Below are 17,906 nucleotides of genomic sequence, written 5' to 3' on the forward strand. Positions count from 1 at the left end.
GTTCAGCTCGCAGCCGCGGCCAGCGCGACGGCTCGACGGGCAGCGTCGAGCATGGTCGGTTCCATCATCAGCTTCTCGTTGAGATAGGGGGCGAGGATCTCGCGGCCCTCTGCGGCGTTGGTGCCGTCGAGGCGAAGCACGATCGGCGCCTCGATGTCGACGGCTTCGAGCGCCCCGATGATGCCGTTGGCCACTTCCTCACCGCGGGTGATGCCGCCGAAGATGTTGATGAAGATGGCCCGCACGTCGGGGTCGTTGTTGATCACCTCGAGCGCGTTGGCCATGACCTGAGCATTGGCGCCACCACCGATGTCCAAGAAGTTGGCGGGGCGCCCGCCCACCTGGTTCACGACGTCGACGGTGCTCATGGCCAGCCCGGCGCCGTTGGCGATCACGCCGACGCTGCCCGCCAGGCCGACGTACTGCAGGCCCTTGGCGTGTGCGGCCTCTTCGCGCTCGTCACGCGGCTGCGTCTCGTCGTACTGGGCATAGTCGGGATGGCGGAACACCGCGTTCGCATCCAGCGTGACCTTGGCGTCGAGGACGTGGACCTGGTTGTCGGGCGTCAGGATGAGCGGGTTGATCTCGACGAGGTCAGCGTCACCCTCGGTGTAGGCGACATAGAGCTTTTGCAGGATCTCGACGGCCTGATCGGTGGCGACGGGGTTGAGGTTGGCACCCTCCACCCAGGCCCGGGCGGCCTGCGCGGAGAGTCCCTCGGCCGGGTCCACGAGTACCTTGCTGATGGCGTCGGGGTTCTCGGCCGCAACGGTTTCGATCTCCACGCCGCCCTCGGCGGACAGCATCCCGAGGTGCTTCTTGGCCGAGCGATCCAGCGTGAAGCTGGCGTAGTACTCCTCGGCAATGTCAGACGCCTTTTCGATCCACAGCCGCCGCACGATGTGGCCGTTGATGTCGAGCCCCAGGATGTTGCCGGCGTGCGTGCGCGCGTCGTCGACGGTGGCGGCGAACTTCACGCCACCCGCCTTGCCACGACCGCCGGTGTGCACCTGCGCCTTGACCATCACCGGCGTACCCAGGCGTTGCGCAGCGGCTACTGCTTCGTCGACGCTGAAAGCAACTTCGCCGTCGGATACCGGCATGTCATAGCTCTTGAAGAACTGCTTGCCCTGATACTCGAAGAGATCCACGGCGGGGAGCATAGGAGGGGAGTCGACGAGAAACCGGCCTTCTGCCCGCCCTGGCGCTGCCGCGGAATTCAGGCTTGCGGTTTGGCACTCTCGCGTAGTCTCGTCTGTCACTGCTGAGCGGCGGTTCTTCCCTGCGATCGGGCCCTGTGGGCAACATCTATCGTGAAGGACAACGGCATGGCGATCGACGAGATCGAACGCACCGCCATGGTGCAACAGCTCATCAACACCCTGGGCGAACAGCCCGCCAACACGCTCATGAAATGCATCCTCCCCGACGGCGCAGACCAAATCGCCACCAAGGACGACATCTACGCGCTCAAGGCCGACCTCATCGCGCTCGAGGAACGCCTTCGCAGCTACGTCGACACGACCATCGCTACGGCGTTGGCCAAACAGACGCGCACGCTCATGCTGACCATGGCGGGTTTCATGCTGACGATCTGGGTGCCGCTGACTGTCGGCGCTGTCACCTGATCGACGAAATGTGCGGCGCAGCTACGACGCTGCCGGTCAGGTTCTCACGCGGCGGAGGTTGGCGATGCTTGCGACGAAGGTCTTCGTGCCGAGATTGGAGAAGTGCACGGTGACCTCCCAATCGTCGGCGTCGGGGCGCAGACTCTGGACAACCCCGGCGCCGAACGTGGGATGCGCCACGTCGTCGCCGATGCTGAAACCAAGCGAGTCCGCGGACGCCGTTTCCGACATTCGAGCGGCCACTCGGAGACGTGCCTGCTCGCGGCGAGCTTCGCGCCCTTTCGCAGCAGAGCTGTCGGGCTGGGTCGCTGTATGCCGCGCCGCACCTCGACTGGACATCTCGGCGTCGCTGAGCTGGCTGTGTTCGCTGGACTGGCCGGGTTCGCTGGCACGGCGATTGGCGCCCCAGTCGCTCGTCGCCGGTCGCCACGAGCTGCCGAGGCGCCCGACGGCGGGTGAGCGGTCATCGAGCAACGACTCGGGGATCTCTCCGAGGAACCGGCTGGGCGGGTTGTAGCTGGTTTGACCGTGCAGCATCCTGCTCCAGGCGTGTGTGAGGTAGAGCCGCTTGCGGGCACGGGTGATCCCGACGTAGGCGAGCCGGCGCTCTTCTTCAAGATCGTCCGGCTCGGTCATCGATCGAGAGTGCGGGAACACGCCGTCCTCGAAGCCAGTCACGAACACCACGTCGAATTCGAGCCCTTTGGCGGCATGCAGGGTCATGAGCGCTACCTGGGAGGCGTCGGTCATCTCGTCGACGTCGCTGACCAGCGACACCTGCTCCAAGAACTCTTCGCACGATTCGAAATCGGCGGCGCTGCCGAGGAGCTCTTCGAGGTTCTCCCGGCGGCCTTCGGCTTCGATGGTCCCTTCGTCCGTCAACTCCTGTAGGTAGCCCGAGCCTTCCAGCACCGACTCCAGCACAGCTGCGGGTCCGTCGGGCACACATGCGGCGGCGCGATCCAGCAGTTCACGGAAGCGCAGCAGTCCGCCGCGGGCCGCGCCTCGCACGCCGGCTTCGTCCAGGCGATCGAGCACCTCGGCCAGTGACACGCCCTCACGTGCAGCCAGCGCGTCGAGCCTGGCGATGCTGCGGTCGCCGACGCCCCGAGTCGGCAGGTTCACGACACGCTTGAGCGACACCTCGTCGGCCGGGTTCACTGCCGCGCGCAAGAACGCCAGCGCATCCTTGATCTCGCGCCGGTCGTAGAAGCGGGTGCCGCCGATGATCTGGTACGGCACATCGTTGGCAAGCAGCTCTTCCTCAATCACCCGCGACTGCGCGTTCGACCGGTAGAAGACCGCAGCGTCGCTCCAGCCGATGCTGCGGTCGGCGTGCATCCGCCGGATCTCTGCGCATACGAATCGGGCTTCGTCGACCTCATCCGCGCCGCGGTATCGAATGGGCCGTGCCCCACCCTCCCGATCGGTCCACAGGTTCTTGGCCGGCCGGCCCATGTTGTTGCGGATTACCGCGTTGGCCGCATCGAGGATGGACTGGCTGGAGCGGTAGTTCTGGTCGAGCACATACGTCGAGCCGTTGGCGAACTCGCTGCCGAACTCAAGGATGTTGGTGATGTCCGCGCCCCGGAAGGCGTAGATGGACTGGTCCGAGTCGCCGACGACGAATACGTTCCGCGGCGGACCCGCGAGCAATCCGACCAGGCGCACCTGCGCCAGGTTGGTGTCCTGGTACTCGTCGACGAGGATGTGGGAGAAGCGCTGCTGGTATTCCTCGGCCACATCGGGATGCGTCCGCAGCAGCTCGACACCAATCATCAGCAAGTCGTCGAAGTCCATGGCGCCGGCTCGTTGCAGCCGTTTCTGATACTCCGAGTAGATGCGGCCGATCGTTTTGGCGTAGGGACCGCCCCCGTCGAGCGTCTCGGCCAGCTCGGCAGCTTGCACCGGCGAGATCAGGCGGTTCTTCATGGTCGAGATCGCCGCGTGCACAGCTCGGTCGGCGAAGCGCTTGGGGTCCAGATCGAGATCTCGCACGACATAGCGGGTGAGGCGCCGTGCATCGGCCTGGTCGTAGATGCTGTACGTGCGGGGGTAGCCCAGGACGTCGGCGTGGCTGCGCAGGATGCGGGCGCAGGCGCTGTGGAATGTAGAGATCCACATCCGCTCGGCAACAGGGCCGATGAGACTGCCGATGCGGTTCCGCATCTCCTGCGCGGCCTTGTTGGTGAACGTGATCGCCAGAAGTCCGAACGGGTGAGTGCCGCGGTGGTGCATGAGGTGTGCGATGCGGTGAGAGAGCACCCGGGTCTTTCCCGACCCGGCCCCGGCCACCACCAGCGCCGGACCCTCGCCGTGCAGCACGGCGGCTCGCTGACCGGCATTCAGCGGCGCGAGGATCGGGTCGTCGTCTGCGCTCATGGCTGGCAACGGCGATTCGGGTGGCGCCCTTGGAATGGGGCCGGCGTAGGTTGAGTCATGCGGGACGCTTCACGTTGCCGCTTCACGTTGTGTAGTCGGCGTTGATGCGGACGTACTGGTCGGTGAGATCGCAGCCGTAGACCGTGAACGACCCGCCCACCTCCGACGTCTGGATGCCCAGGTCCACCGAGATCAGCACTTCGTCGGACGCCAGGTAGGCCTCGAGCTCAGCAAGCGCCTCGGGTGTCGCGGGCGTGGGATAGAGCTCCTGATCGCCGAAGCGGATCACCACATTGTCCTGGTGGATGTCGGTCTCGTCGCTGCACTTGCCGACCGCCATCGCGACCCGGCCCCAGTTGGGATCGCGGCCATGCACAGCGGTCTTCACCAGCGGCGAGTTCACGATGGCCTTGGCGACCCGCTTGGCCTGCGCGTCGTCACGGGCTTCGTTCACGGTCACCACGATGAGTGTCTCGGCGCCTTCGCCGTCAAAGGCGAGCTGACGGGTCAGATCCAAGCTGACAGCACCGAGGGCCGACTCCAGTGCGGCCTCGTCGACCGGCCCGGCTGCACCATTCGCCAGCATCACCACCATGTCGCTGGTGGACGTGTCGGTGTCCACGCTGAGCGCGTTGAACGTCACGTCGCACACACGGCGCAGCATGGCGTCAAGCCGGTCGGGAGCAATCTCGGCATCGGTGGTGATCACCGAGATCATCGTGGCCATGTCGGGCTCGATCATGCCTGAGCCCTTGGCGATGCCGACCACGGTGGCGCCACCAGCCGATGCGCTGGCGGTCTTGGGATGCGTGTCGGTGGTCATGATCGCCGTGGCTGCCGCAGTGGCGTCCCGCGACGTCAGTGCCCCCTCCCGCGCTGCAACCAGACGGTCGAAGTAGGCATCAACCTTGCCTTCGGGGTAGTGCACGCCGATGAGGCCGGTGGAACCCACCAGCACCTGGTCGGGCTGGCAGCCCACGAATTCGGCAACGCGCCGCGCCAGATTCGCTGCATCTCGCTCGCCCTGCTCGCCGGTTGCCACGTTGGAGTTCTTCGACACCACCACGACCGCCTGCACCCGCCCGTCGGCGACGTTGGCCTGGCTGAGGCGCACGCTGGCACCGGCAAACAGGCTCTTGGTGAACACACCCGCCGCAGCGGCCAACCCATCAGCCGCCAAGACCATCACATCGTCGGTGTCGTCTTTCATGCCCATGTTGCCGACGTGGCAGGCAAAGCCAGCCGGCAAGTCGACCGTCGCGCCCGCCGGGGCGGAATTCCCGAGCTCGCCAGACACCATGTTGAACCCTCGTCGCACCTTCTCCACGGCCTGCCCGCGGCTGTGGGGCCAAGGTAGTTGCGGCAGCGCCGGGAGCCTCCGGCAATTCACCGAACCGCAGCGGCGAGCAAGTTCAGCGGTCGCTGTCGGGCACCGTGAACAGCTCGTCGACATGCAGCGTCCAGTTGGCACGCCGCCGGTTCGGGTCGGCCGTCCGGCTATTCCCAGTCGCCGAGCCGGCGTGGTCGACCGGCAGCACCATTCCCCGCAGGAAGCTGGCTCCCATGGTCTCGCTACCCCAGAACACGACCTCGTCGCCTCCCGATTCCCACCACGGCTCGCCGGGCACGCCGCTGCGGTAGCGCTCGCCGTGCTGCTCGATGTTGAACGTGCCCCGCAGCAGGCAGCGAATCCCCGGTCCAGGATGGAGATGAGGATCCGAGATGTGGCCCGCTCGCGACGTGATCTGGTCGAGCCGGAACAGCCACTCGCTCCCCCGAGCCATGTCCAGAGACGTGATGAGCCGACTCATCCGGTGGATCGTGAGCACGTCGGCACCCGCCAGCAGGGCGTGGCGCCTGTTGGGTCGATCGACCTCCCAGCGCCAGACCTGTGACCACTCGGCCGTGCCTTCCACCTCGTAGCCCTCCGAGGCCGCCGCGTACTCCCCTGCTCGCAGGTCGCGCCCGTTGACCGCCACTTCGCCGTCGCGCACGTAGAGCAGCCGCGGCAACGGCCCCAGCGGTGTCGAAGTGGCCCCACCAGCAAGGATCTGGTCTTGGTAGAAGTTGATGTTGAACGGCATGGGTCTTACTCGCTGGGCTGGAGGCCTCGGATTCGTGGCTTGACGATGTGCGGCCACGGGAAGGGAACCTCGCCGAACGGCACCTCGACCACAGCCGGCTCGCCCGAGCCCAGCGTTTCGCGCAGGCGAGTGCGCAGCTCGTCTGGTGTGCTGGCACGCAGCGCTCGGACACCGAATGAATCTGCCAGCTTCACGAAGTCCGGACTCGTGAGGTCGCTGGCGATGACGCGGCCGCCATATCGCTCGTGCTGTATCCGGCGGACGTTGCCATAGGCGTGGTCGTTGAACACGATCGTCGTGAGCGGAATGTTGTGGCGTACAGCGGTCGCCAACTCGTTGATGGTGAACAGTGCTCCCCCGTCGCCGACGATCGACACCACCGGGACGTCGCGCCGCGCATGTGCTGCACCGAGCGCCGTCGCGAACCCGTATCCCAGCGTGCCCTGGTAGCCGGCGCTGATGAAAGTCCTCGGACCGAACACCTCGAACCCGAGCCACGACACGTAGCCGCACTGCGTCATCTCATCGACGAAGATGCCCTCGGCCGGCAGCTCGGCTCTGATGGCACCGAGCCAGCCGTGCTGGGGCGCAAGTGCGGCTGCGCAGTCCGCTTCAGCTTCGGCTCGCGTCTGGGCGACAGTGCTTCGCCATGCGGAGCGGTCGAGCGATGTCTCCCCCAGTGCGTCGGCGAGCAGGGGCAGCGCATCGGCGAGATCGGCATGAATGCCCACTGCGGGCGGCCCGGCGCGGCCGATCTCGTCGGCATCGATGTCGATGTGGATGATCGTGAGGTCGTCGTCGACGCCCCAGGTGGACTGCGCCATGGCGAGCCGGGTGCCCAACCCGATGACGACGTCGGTGTGCGGCCAGAGCTGGTACCCGGTTGGCGTGGTGATGCTCAAGGGACAGTCCGACGGCATCACGCCTCGACCCATGCGGAAGGCCAAGACCGGTGCCGACAGTTGCTCGGCCAACTGGCAGATTTCAGACGAGAATGGCTGGGCGCCGCCCCCGACGACGATCATCGGCCGCTCTGCCGCTGCGATGAGCTCTGCCGCCTCGGCAATGGCCGCCGGATCGGGTGCAGGACCTGGCCGGGCCGGAGCGACAAGATCGCCGCGAGACGACTCGACGGTGGCGTTCCACACGTCGGTCGGGACTTCCACGCCGACCGGGCCTCGACGTCCCGAGCGCAGCGCCGTGAACGCGCTCTGCAGCACAGCGTGGGCGGTCGCGCCATCGGTGACACGCTCAGCCTGGCGGGTGAGCCGCCCCAGCACGCCCAACTGATCCGGGATTTCGTGTAGAGCGCCAAGCCCCTTGCCGATTGCGGCCGAATGGATCTCGCTCACCAGTGCCAGCACCGGCGCATTGGTGGCGTATGCCGTGCAGAGCGCCGCTGCCGTGTTCAGCAAGCCCGGTCCCGGCACCACGCAGAACGCCTGCGGCTCGCCCGTCGCGAGAGCGGCTCCCAGCGCCATGTAGGCGGCACCCTGCTCGTGACGGGTATGGACGGGTGCCAGCGCGTCGCTGCGGTCGTAGAGCGCATCGAAGAACGGGTCGTTCTGCACCCCGGGAAGGCAGTACAGGTCGGTGATGCCATTCGCAATGAGCGTCTCGACCGTCAAGCTCGCAACCGTCTGCGTCACTCGCCTAGTCCCACTCGCCTACTCCCACTCAATCGTGCCGGGCGGCTTTGAGGTGATGTCGTAGACGACCCGGTTCACGCCAGCCACCTCGTTGACAATGCGCGACGAGATCGTCTCGAGCAGATCGTGAGGCAAGCGGGCCCAGTCGGCGGTCATCGCATCCTCGCTGGTGACCGCCCGCACGATGATGGGCTTGGCATAGGTGCGCTCGTCGCCCATCACGCCGACGCTGCGGATGTCGGCCAGCACCGCGAACGCCTGCCACACCTCGCCGTCCAGACCTGCTTTCGCAATTTCCTCGCGCACGATGACGTCAGCGGCTCGCACGGTGTCGACAGCCTCGGGGGTGACCTCGCCCACGATCCGCACGCCGAGGCCCGGCCCCGGGAACGGTTGGCGCTGGACGATCTCGGGCGGCAGACCCAGCTCTGCGCCTACGGCACGCACCTCGTCCTTGAAGAGGTTGCGCAGCGGCTCGACCAGCTCGAAGGTCATGTCTTCGGGCAGCCCGCCGACGTTGTGGTGGCTCTTGATCTTCGCCGCAGTAGACGAGCCCGACTCGATCACATCGGGATAGAGCGTCCCCTGCACCAGGAAACGAGCGTCGGTGATGCCTCCAGCAGCCCGCTCGAAGATGCGCACGAACTTCTCGCCGATGATCTTGCGCTTGTCCTCGGGATCGGTGACTCCCGCCAGCGCCTCGAAGAACTCGTCGGCAGCGCGCTCGTGGATCAGCTCGATGCCCTGCGTACGGCGGAACGTCTCGGTGACCTGGTCGCCTTCGCCAGCTCGCATGAGCCCCGTGTCCACGAAGACGCACGTGAGCTGGCTGCCAATGGCCCGCTGGGTCAGCGCAGCGGCCACGGCGCTGTCCACCCCGCCCGAGAGACCGCAAATGGCCCGTGCCGAGCCGACCTGAGCCCGGATGGCCTCGACGCTGTCGGCGATGACATTCGACATCGTCCATTCGGAGTTGATCTGGCACACCTCATGCAGGAACCGCACAAGCTGGGCCTGCCCGCCAGGCGTGTGGTGAACCTCCGGGTGGTACTGCACCCCGTAGAAGCGACGCTCGAAGTCCTCGATCACAGCGGCGGGACTGTCCGGCGTCGATGCCGTGACCACGAATCCCACCGGCGGCTCCGTCACCGCATCAAAGTGCGACATCCACACTGATTCCGACGAAGGTGCTCCACGTGACGAGCCACCCAACAGCTCCGACGCCACGTCAGTTCGGCCGAGCATCGTGCGCCCGTACTCGCCCCGGCCGCTGCGGTCCACCCGCCCGCCGAGGTCGCGAGCCAGCAGCTGCGATCCGTAGCAGATGCCCAGGATCGGCACGCCCAGCTCGTAGACGTCAGGGTCGATGCCAGGTGCCCCTTCGACGTGCACCGAAGCCGGTCCGCCGCTGAAGATGATCGCCGCTGGCGAGCGCTCAGCCAGCTCAGCAGCGGTTGACGTGTGAGAGACGATCTCGGAATAGACCTGCGCCTCGCGCACCCGCCGCGCAATCAGCTGCGCATACTGCGCGCCGAAATCCACCACGAGGACCGTTGGGTGGGCGGCCGAGCTGGCCGCCGGCGAGTGTGGGGGCATAGGTCCGGCGCCGCAGCTGCGCCAAGTTCGGGAAAACAACGAGGCTATCGCCGCCCCCCAAGCCCGCTTTGGAAATCCGCGCTCAACGGCACCGTGGGCCAGGAATGACACAGGGCCGGCGAATTCGCCGACCCTGTGCGTGAGTTGTAGAGAGAAGCAGCCGGAGCTACATCATCCCGCCCATGCCACCCATGCCGCCCATGCCGCCGCCCATGGCAGCAGCAGCAGCAGCAGCGGCTGCGGGGTCAGCCTCTTCGGGCTTGTCGGTCACCAGTGTCTCGGTGGTGAGCAGCAGGGCCGCGATTGACGCTGCATTCTGCAGCGCCGCACGGGTCACCTTCGCCGGATCGATCACGCCAGCGGCAACCAGGTCCTCGAACTTGCCGGTTTCGGCATTGAAGCCCGTGTTGCCTTCGGCCTGCTCGATCTGCTGGACGATCACAGCGCCCTCATAGCCGGCATTGTGTGCAATCTGGCGGCTGGGGCCTTCGAGCGCCCGGTGCACCAGGCGGGCCCCGGTGGCTTCGTCGCCATCGAGGTCCAGCGCTGCGACAGCGGCACGAGCCCGCAGCAGCGCTGTGCCGCCACCGGGCACGATGCCCTCTTCAATGGCGGCACGGGTCGCCGACACGGCGTCCTCGATGCGGTGCTTCTTTTCCTTCAGCTCGACCTCGGTGGCCGCGCCGACCTGGATCACTGCCACGCCGCCAGCCAGTTTCGCCAGCCGTTCCTGCAGCTTCTCGCGATCCCAGTCGGAGTCGGTGTCGTCGATCTCGCGCTTGATCTGCACCACACGACCCTCGACGTCGCCGGACTCGCCGCCGCCGTCCACGATGGTGGTCTCGTCCTTGGTGATGATCACCTTGCGGGCGGTGCCGAGCAGGTCGACGGTGGTGTTCTCCAGCTTCAGGCCCACCTCTTCAGAGATGACCTGACCGCCAGTGAGGATGGCCAAGTCGGCCAGCATCGCCTTGCGGCGCTCGCCGAAGCCGGGGGCCTTCACCGCCGCCGATGAGAACGTGCCGCGGATCTTGTTGACCACCAAAGTTGCCAGCGCTTCGCCCTCGACATCCTCGGCGATGATCACAAGGCCCCTTCCTGATTGCATCACCTTCTCGAGCACGGGGACCAGCTCGGTCACTGAGCCGATCTTGCCGTTCACGAACAGCAGGTAGGGATCGTCGAAGACGGCCTCCTGACGGTCGGGATCGGTCACGAAGTAGGGCGACAGGAAGCCCTTGTCGAACTGCATGCCCTCGGTGAATTCGAGGTCGACGCCGAACGTGTTGGATTCCTCGACCGAGATGACGCCGTCCTTGCCGACCCTGTCGAAAGCCTCGGCGAGCGTCTCGCCAATCGTGCTGTCCGCAGACGAGATGCCAGCCACGCTGGCGATCTTGTCCTTGTCATCGGACACGTCGATGGCCATGGCGCCCATGGACTCGACGGCTGCTGCAACAGCGGCCTCGATGCCCCGCTTGAGCTCCATCGGGTTGGCGCCGGCTGCCACGTTGCGCAAGCCCTCGCGCACCATTGCATGGGCCAGCACCGTCGCGGTGGTCGTGCCGTCGCCAGCGACATCGTTGGTCTTGGTGGCGACCTCTTTCACCAGCTGAGCACCCATGTTCTCGAACGGGTCGCTGAGCTCGATCTCACGGGCGATGCTCACGCCGTCATTGGTGATCGTCGGCGCCCCGAACGATTTCTCGAGCACGACGTTGCGGCCCTTGGGACCCAGCGTCACCTTGACAGCGTCAGCCAGCTTGTTGACGCCGGCTTCGAGGCCGCGGCGGGCCTCTTCGCTGAACTTCAGAATCTTCGGCATGTGTCGGTTCTCTTTCTTGTCGTCGCGTAATGAGTTAAGCGACGACGGCCAAGACGTCGCGAGCGCTCAGGATGAGCAGGTCCTCGCCGGCCACGGTGATCTCGGTGCCGCCGTACTTGCTGTAGACGACGGTGTCGCCGACGCCGACGTCCATCTGGATGATCTCGCCCGAATGGTCGGAACGCTTGCCGGGACCGACCGCAAGTACCTCGCCCTGCTGGGGCTTTTCCTTGGCGGTGTCGGGGATGACAAGCCCGCTGGCGGTGGTTTCCTCTGCGTCGCTGGGACGCACGACGATTCGGTCCTCGAGTGGCTTCAGGTTCATGGTCGGATATGCCTCCTGTGGCGCTGTGCCCTGTCTGGGGGCCGTGTCATGGGATTGCCCGGCGGCACTTAGCACTCTCACCGGGCGAGTGCTAACGATACGAGCACCGGTAGGCGGCGACAACCTCGCAGCAAACACAACTGCAAATTATGTTGCTTATGAAAGATTGATGGGATAAATTCATCTCAATGACAAACAGTTCATATCCGTCATTTCACCCCAACGGGCAAACACAGCAACTGTTGATGACGGCCGAGCAGTTCAGAACAGAGTTTCCGAACGAGAACAACTACGTGGAATGGAAGGCAGGTGTCAGCCGCAAGGAGATCCAGCGGGCAATTGTCGCATTCTCCAACGCCGACGGCGGTGTGCTGCTGCTCGGCGTCGATGACAGCGGCCAGCCGACAGGCAAACCGCTGGATGCAGGTCTGGAGAAGACGCTGTGGGAGACCATCAACGACATCGAATCGCCCGGCCCGATCAAGATCCGCTCACTGACCGTCGGGAGCGTGCTGATCACCGTCCTTTCGATCGGGCAGCGGATGCAAGGTCTGGCGCAGACATCGGATGGCGCTGCGCTGGTTCGCCGAGGCAAGCAGAATCTTCCATTGACAGGTGCAGCTCTCGTCGAGTTGGTGACAGAGCGCACACACGACAGCTTCGACAACAGCCCTTCGGAATGGTCGATCACCAAGGCGGACCCGGACCTGCTCAGGCAGCTTTGCGAGGCTCTCGATGTCGATTCAGGCCTCGACGGTTCCCGTTTGGCTGACGCGCTCGAAGAGCGAGGAATGCTCGTGCGTCGGTCCGGCGAACCGGTGCTCACCAAGGCCGGAGCGCTGTTCTTGGTGCCAGAGGCTTCGAACGAGTTCGGCAAATGCTTCATAGAGGTCTTTCGCTTTCCGAACCCTGACGGAGAGCACGACCTTCGAAAGTCGTTTGCAGGCACCCCTGCCCAGCAGGTCGATGAGGCAACTGCATGGATCGACAACGAGCTGGGTTTCGATCTCGTAGTACGCGGACGCAAGCGTCACGAACTTCGGCGCCTCCCGGTCAGGGCGCTCAGGGAGGTGATTGCCAATGCCGTCGCTCACCGCGACTACCAGCTAGCAGGATCTGCGGTCGAAGTTCGAGTCACACCTCACGAGGTGACAGTGAAGTCCCCTGGAGGATTCGTCGCGCCGGTGACCAGCGAGAATCTGCGCCATGCACATGCTGCACGCAATCGGCGCATCATCCAGGCGCTGCGTGCGTTCGGTCTCGCGGAAGACGCAGGGCGCGGCATCCGGGTGGTCTTGGAGGAAATGGCTGAGGATCTTCGAGTAGAGCCCACGTTCGCCGAAGATCCTGCCGGACACATCACGGTCCGGCTGCCGATGGAGAGCCCAGTCTCACCTGAAGAACGTGCGTGGGCGCGTGAACTCGAACAGCGGACCGTTTTGCAGCCGGAGGACCGGCGTGTACTGATCGAGGCGGCTCGAGGAGTCGAACTCTCTAACGCCAGCGTCCGGTCGCTTCTCCACGCCGATAGTTCAACGGCACGCCAGAGCCTGCAGCGGCTACGTGACGCCGGCTTCCTCGTCCAAGACGGTGAGCGTCGCGGCACCCGGTACTACATCGCGCCTGGTCTTCGACGCCCTGCTTGGGTTGGCTTGGACCGCGTCGGCATGCAGTCCGCAATCTTGGACATGGCCAACTCGGGTCCCGTCACCAACGCAGCCGTACGCGAAGTCATGGGTCTCTCACGATCTGAGGCTGTAGCTGTGCTCCGAAACTTGGTGGCGCACGGACAGCTCGAACTTCGTGGCTCCAAGCGTGGCTCGCACTATGTGCTGCCCGGCAGCGACCAGTTATAGCGACGCTTTGTCGCCACGCTGGCTCAATCCGGAAGGGGATGTCAAGTTATGGGCTTGACGCAGGCTCGTTCGGCTCTTCGCATCCAAGCTCTTCTAGATGGTCTATTGCAACAATCACCATGTCGTTCGCCATGCGATTGAGATCATTGGTCCATTGGAGCGCGTCGGCGTCAAGCTCGTGGGCGAGTGGCGGGAGACTTTCCTCGTCAATAGACGCCATAGTTGCCACGAGAGACAACTGCAACACGCTTGCCCAGCCGTCGCAGTGTGGATGCCCGCCTGCCTCCGTGTAATCCACCTCCGTGTAATCCACGCCCGTGACATCTCTGCACGCTTCGATGTAGTTGACGTAAGCGGGGTGGAACTCGACGATCGCGCCGGTGCGATTGTCTGCCCAACCCTTGGCAGACCCGGCATCCAGCCATGCCTGAGCAGCCATACCGCACTCCCACTCCGGGGAACCCGGCTCGTAGCCATCGGAGCATCCAGCCAACAGGATCGCTAATACAGCTAGTGCTCGCTTCACTTGATCCCCCTGCGAAGGTCAGTTCAGTCTCAGCCGTCTAGCGGCCTTGACGGGGACCCGTTAGTCGGTCCGGTTGTTATGGGTGTTTGCTTGTGGTCGTTGTCGGTTGGTGTAGAGCAGCGTAGGCGGCGGGGGTGAGCCCGCCGAGTGATCGGTGGGGCCGGTGGTGGTTGTAGTCGTTTCGCCAGTCCTCGGTGACGACTCGGGCTTCGAGCAGGTTGGCGAAGTCCTCGATGTTGAGGTATTCGTCGCGCAGGCGTCCGTTGAACGATTCGATCCAGCCGTTCTCCCAGGGGGAGCCGGGCTCGATGTCGGCGGTGTCGGTGCCCGAGGTGTCCGTCGGCCCAACTGCATGAGAACGCGACTACCGGCGAGCACTCACACCAGTCCGAAGTGCCTCTTAGGCTTAGCCACTGGCAACGATGACCGGGCCACGGCCGGGGAGGCAGCCATGTCGAAGGCACGCAGCAAGAGCCGTCAATGGAACGGTCGGGATTACTACGCCGTGCTAGGGAGACGCGAAGACCGCAAACGCTGGTGGTTGGCGCGCCGCTACGGCTTTCTGAACGGCGGCGGAGGCAAACGCTATTGGCTGCCGCTACAACATCTTGAGCCTGGTCACCGCGTCTTTGCCCATGTGGCCGGATGCGGATATGTCGGCGTCGGGGAAGTGACCGGCCGAATGAGGCCGATCGGCGACGCGACCGTGACCGTCAACGGCGAAGAAGGGCAGCTGATCGAGCAGCCTGACATCCCCTCGTACTTCGTTGATGCCGCGGCCTCGGACGACGAAAACACGATCGAGATGGTGGTCCCGGTCGAATGGAACGTCACCCCCCGCGACATCGGGGACGCATTTTGGGAACAGGGGCTGCGTGCCTACCGGAACACGGCCTGCAAGCTGACTGATCAGAACACCATCGACAGAGTCTTGGCCGAGTTCGGCCTCGACACCCCCTCATAGCCTCGCTCTTCCCGACCCTCGACGAAGGTATCGCTGAGCGGAGTTGTGCAGAGTTATGACGCGATAGCGCAATGCTGCCAAGCATTGGGGTGAAGGACACTATCCCTACATAACTCGGCCACTCTCCGGGATGGCTCAGCAAGGGCGAGCCTGATCGATGAGTTTTCCAGGGATGCCGGCTGCGAGTCCGATCTGGGACGCCGGGAGGGATGGGGCTCAGGTTGCCGAGCGGCGGCTCAGGACACGGAAGTCAGTTGAGAAAGTTGATGCGCAGGTTGGGATCGGCGCCGCTGTCAAGGGCTGACGGGCCGTGGCTGGCCAGTCGATACCAGGCGGTCGCGGCGATCATCGCCGCGTTGTCGGTGCACATCGCACGACTGGGCAGGTAGGCGTTGATGCCGTCTTCCATGCAGATGTCGAGCGTGCGTTCACGCAGCGCACTGTTGGCCGCCACGCCGCCGGCCAGGCAGATGACCGCTGCGCCGACATCGCGAGCTGCCCGGCGAGCCTTGTGGGTGAGCACGTCGACCACGCAGGCCTGGAACGAAGCCGCAACGTCGGCCGTGTCGACCTCCGGGTGCGCTCGCACCCAGTTGATGACGGCGGTCTTGATGCCCGAGAACGAGAACTCGTAGCCGTCGTCCAGCATGGCTCTCGTCAGCGGAACCGCAGTGGGGTCTCCGTCGTTTGCCAAACGGTCGATGGCAGGACCGCCCGGGTAGCCCAGCCCGAGGTAGCGGGCGACTTTGTCGAAGGCTTCCCCGGCAGCGTCGTCGCGGGTGGCGCCCAGCAGGCGGTAGCGCCCGTGGCCTTCGAACGTGATCAGCATCGTGTGCCCGCCCGAGACCAGCAAGGTGACGAGCGGGAACTGAACCTCGGCGTCGTGTTCGTCGAGCAATGCTGCGTACAGGTGCGCCTCGTGGTGATTGATGCCGATATAGGGGACATCCCACACGAGCGCCAGCGCCTTGGCGGCGGCTACGCCCACGAGCAGGCTGCCGATGAGGCCGGGGCCGCAGGTGGCCGCCACGGCGTCGATGTCGCTGTCGGCCGCGCCGGCTTCCACCAGCGCTTCGGCCACCACCGGGGTGATGAGCGCCTCGTGGGCGCGCCCCGCGATCTCGGGCACGACACCGCCGTAACGGGCGTGCAGGTCCACCTGACTGCTGACGATGCTTGAGCGCACCTCATGACCGTTGTCAACGACCGCTGCAGCCGTCTCGTCGCAGGACGTCTCGATGCCCAAGATGGTCGTCATTGCGGCTGTACCCCTGACGTCGTAACCCCCAAGCTGGCCGCGATGACATCGAGGCGATTGCCGTGCTCTGAGCTGTCGATGTCGTGGCACCACATCACTAGGGCATCCTCACGCCTTCCGTCGGGTCCGTCCCGGTAGTAGTCCGAGCGCGTTCCGACGGGCGCATAGCCGAACCAGCGGTACAGCCGTTGCGCCGCAGCGTTCGACGCCCGCACCTCCAGCGTCAACGCTTCCAGCCCGTTGATGCGGCGGGCTTGTTGATGCAGTTCCAGCAGCAGCCGAGCACCCACGCCGCTGCCCTGGCACTCGGGATGGACGGCCACCGAGGTGATGTGACCCTCGCCGGCGACGATCATGAAGCCGCCGTAGCCGATGACTCCGGTAGAGCGACCACCCGGTCCGACCGCGGCGGCCACGCGGTACACCCGGTCACCGGTGTGGCGCAGCTCATCGAGATAGAGCGACATCGACCACGGTCGCGGGTACACCAACTGGTCGATGCGCCTGATGTCACGCAAGTGCTTGCGGCTCATCGGGCAGATGAGCACTCGTCGGGTGGCGGCCGGTCCCGCAGCGGCCGGCGCCGGAGCGTTCGGCGCGTAGGGGGTGCTCACGACCGCTCCCGCTGCTGCCAGTTGATGCGGGCGTCAGGGGCACGCAGGTACAGCGGCACGATCTCCGACGGGCTGACGAACTCCTCGCGCAGCGCCCGGGCGTGCGCCAGCTCCACCAGCGCGCCGGCATTGGGATGGCGCAGTCCTTCCCGGCCGATCTCGGCGCCTCTCACCGCCCCGAGCTCGTCCGCGTAGCGCTGGGCGCCATCGCCGACGATCAGGGTCTCCTGGCCGAGTGCCATCAGTTGTCCTGCAACGTCGGCGGGCTGGTCGACCGCCGGGGGACTCAGGAGCTGGATGCCGCCGGGTGCGCGCCGGTAGGTGGCGTAGAAGATCTCACCCCGGCGGGCGTCCACCGTCGAGACGATCAGCCGATCGCTGAACCGCGCCGGGAACGCTGTGAGGTCGAGACTGGAAACGCCGATCATCGGGATCCGGCAGGCATGCGCTATGGCCTTCGCCGTGGCCAGCCCCACCCGCAGGCCGGTGAACAGGCCCGGGCCGATGTCCACCGCCACGAGGCCCAGCTGGGACAGCTTCATCTGTGCCTGTTCGCACAGGAACTGGATCGCCGGGACGAGCGTCTCTGCGTGGCGCCGGTCGCGGGTGGTGTGGAACGAGGCGATGATGCCCTCGTGCCCGCCGATGGCCACGCCGACCTGGGGCGTCGCAGTCTCGATGCCGAGCACTAACACGTCTCGTCTCCCGAAGGGCCGTGCATGTTCCACGCCTCGGCGAGCGCGCCGGCGCGTGCCTGCCAACTGGGACCGACGGTATCGACGTCGAACATGCGGATGTCGGGGTGCTCTGCCGGACTCGCGAGACTGATCCGTACGCGCAGGAAATCTCGCGGCAACTCAGGAATGATGACCTCGCCCCATTCCACGCACACCACGGCGTCGTCGTCGAGCAGCTCGGGCAGGTCCAGGTCGAGCACCTCACCAAGGCTGTCAAGCCGGTAGACGTCGAGGTGATGCAGCCGGATCCGTCCCTGGAAGCTCTGCGCCAAGGTGAAGGTGGGGCTGGTGACCTGCTCGATGACTCCCAGGGCTGCCGCCAGCCCCTGGGTGAAGACGGTCTTGCCAGCCCCGAGGTCGCCTGAGAGCAGCACCACGTCGCCAGGGCGCAGCAACGGCTCAAGCGCTGCGGCGACCTCCCGTGTCGCTTCGGCACTCGTCGTCCGGAACTGCATAACGGAG

Annotated in this window: 16 protein-coding genes and 1 pseudogene; 3 read left to right on the forward strand and 14 right to left on the reverse strand. The window is 65.5% G+C overall.

The window, feature by feature from the left end; translation table 11 throughout:
* Positions 1-2: 2 nt before the first annotated feature.
* Positions 3-1,151, reverse strand: coding sequence for an ADP-forming succinate--CoA ligase subunit beta (gene sucC, locus ACOOHB_RS13645; protein ID WP_420445385.1), 1,149 nt, complete (start codon positions 1,149-1,151; stop codon positions 3-5).
* 177 nt (positions 1,152-1,328) lie between these two features.
* Here sucC and ACOOHB_RS13650 point away from each other — a divergent pair, with 177 nt between their 5' ends.
* A complete protein-coding gene (locus ACOOHB_RS13650) occupies positions 1,329-1,628 on the forward strand; it encodes a hypothetical protein (protein WP_420445386.1) in 300 nt (99 codons plus the stop codon).
* 36 nt (positions 1,629-1,664) lie between these two features.
* On the opposite strand, the gene ACOOHB_RS13655 is transcribed toward ACOOHB_RS13650, so the two are convergent.
* The 7 genes from ACOOHB_RS13655 to groES form a co-directional block, all read right to left on the reverse strand.
* Entirely contained in the window at positions 1,665-4,010 is a 2,346-nt protein-coding gene (locus ACOOHB_RS13655) for an ATP-dependent helicase (RefSeq protein WP_420445387.1), read from the reverse strand.
* Between the two features lie 82 nt (positions 4,011-4,092).
* Positions 4,093-5,310 carry a bifunctional glutamate N-acetyltransferase/amino-acid acetyltransferase ArgJ gene (argJ, locus tag ACOOHB_RS13660; RefSeq protein WP_420445388.1) on the reverse strand — a complete coding sequence of 406 codons (1,218 nt, stop codon included), beginning with the start codon at positions 5,308-5,310 and terminating at the stop codon, positions 4,093-4,095.
* A gap of 112 nt (positions 5,311-5,422) precedes the next feature.
* On the reverse strand, positions 5,423-6,094 hold the full coding sequence (locus ACOOHB_RS13665; protein WP_420445389.1) for a hypothetical protein: 672 nt from the start codon (positions 6,092-6,094) through the stop codon (positions 5,423-5,425).
* 5 nt (positions 6,095-6,099) lie between these two features.
* Positions 6,100-7,743 carry a thiamine pyrophosphate-dependent enzyme gene (locus ACOOHB_RS13670; RefSeq protein WP_420445390.1) on the reverse strand — a complete coding sequence of 548 codons (1,644 nt, stop codon included), beginning with the start codon at positions 7,741-7,743 and terminating at the stop codon, positions 6,100-6,102.
* An 18-nt stretch (positions 7,744-7,761) separates the two neighbouring features.
* Positions 7,762-9,339: a glutamine-hydrolyzing GMP synthase gene (gene guaA / locus ACOOHB_RS13675; protein ID WP_420445391.1), complete on the reverse strand. Its 1,578-nt coding sequence runs from the start codon at positions 9,337-9,339 to the stop codon at positions 7,762-7,764.
* A 166-nt stretch (positions 9,340-9,505) separates the two neighbouring features.
* Entirely contained in the window at positions 9,506-11,164 is a 1,659-nt protein-coding gene (gene groL, locus ACOOHB_RS13680) for a chaperonin GroEL (protein ID WP_420445392.1), read from the reverse strand.
* A 34-nt stretch (positions 11,165-11,198) separates the two neighbouring features.
* Complete coding sequence (gene groES, locus ACOOHB_RS13685; protein WP_419554702.1) at positions 11,199-11,489, reverse strand: co-chaperone GroES; 291 nt, start codon at positions 11,487-11,489, stop codon at positions 11,199-11,201.
* A 188-nt stretch (positions 11,490-11,677) separates the two neighbouring features.
* On the opposite strand from groES, the gene ACOOHB_RS13690 reads away from it, so the two are divergent.
* Positions 11,678-13,345, forward strand: coding sequence for an ATP-binding protein (locus ACOOHB_RS13690; protein ID WP_420445393.1), 1,668 nt, complete (start codon positions 11,678-11,680; stop codon positions 13,343-13,345).
* 46 nt (positions 13,346-13,391) lie between these two features.
* Here ACOOHB_RS13690 and ACOOHB_RS13695 read toward each other — a convergent pair whose 3' ends face one another.
* Together ACOOHB_RS13695 and ACOOHB_RS13700 are read right to left on the reverse strand one after the other, a co-directional pair.
* A complete protein-coding gene (locus ACOOHB_RS13695; RefSeq protein ID WP_420445394.1) occupies positions 13,392-13,784 on the reverse strand; it encodes a hypothetical protein in 393 nt (130 codons plus the stop codon).
* A 163-nt stretch (positions 13,785-13,947) separates the two neighbouring features.
* Positions 13,948-14,199: pseudogene (locus ACOOHB_RS13700) on the reverse strand (integrase core domain-containing protein); the annotation flags it as partial.
* 123 nt (positions 14,200-14,322) lie between these two features.
* On the opposite strand from ACOOHB_RS13700, the gene ACOOHB_RS13705 reads away from it, so the two are divergent.
* Entirely contained in the window at positions 14,323-14,835 is a 513-nt protein-coding gene (locus ACOOHB_RS13705; protein WP_420445395.1) for a hypothetical protein, read from the forward strand.
* 250 nt (positions 14,836-15,085) lie between these two features.
* Here the strand turns inward: ACOOHB_RS13705 and tsaD are convergent, their stop codons facing one another.
* From tsaD to tsaE, 4 genes are read right to left on the reverse strand one after another with little or no spacing between them, the layout of a single operon-like run.
* Entirely contained in the window at positions 15,086-16,093 is a 1,008-nt protein-coding gene (tsaD, locus tag ACOOHB_RS13710; protein ID WP_420445396.1) for a tRNA (adenosine(37)-N6)-threonylcarbamoyltransferase complex transferase subunit TsaD, read from the reverse strand.
* Complete coding sequence (rimI, locus tag ACOOHB_RS13715; RefSeq protein ID WP_420445397.1) at positions 16,090-16,707, reverse strand: ribosomal protein S18-alanine N-acetyltransferase; 618 nt, start codon at positions 16,705-16,707, stop codon at positions 16,090-16,092. Before rimI ends, tsaD begins: the two co-directional genes overlap by 4 nt.
* A complete protein-coding gene (gene tsaB / locus ACOOHB_RS13720) occupies positions 16,704-17,402 on the reverse strand; it encodes a tRNA (adenosine(37)-N6)-threonylcarbamoyltransferase complex dimerization subunit type 1 TsaB (protein WP_420445398.1) in 699 nt (232 codons plus the stop codon). The genes rimI and tsaB overlap by 4 nt, the downstream gene beginning before the upstream one ends.
* Positions 17,396-17,899, reverse strand: coding sequence for a tRNA (adenosine(37)-N6)-threonylcarbamoyltransferase complex ATPase subunit type 1 TsaE (gene tsaE, locus ACOOHB_RS13725; RefSeq protein WP_420445399.1), 504 nt, complete (start codon positions 17,897-17,899; stop codon positions 17,396-17,398). Before tsaE ends, tsaB begins: the two co-directional genes overlap by 7 nt.
* Between the last annotated feature and the right edge of the window lie 7 nt (positions 17,900-17,906).

This window comes from Candidatus Poriferisodalis sp. (genome assembly GCF_965215815.1).
Classification (GTDB): Bacteria; Actinomycetota; Acidimicrobiia; order Acidimicrobiales; family Poriferisodalaceae; genus Poriferisodalis.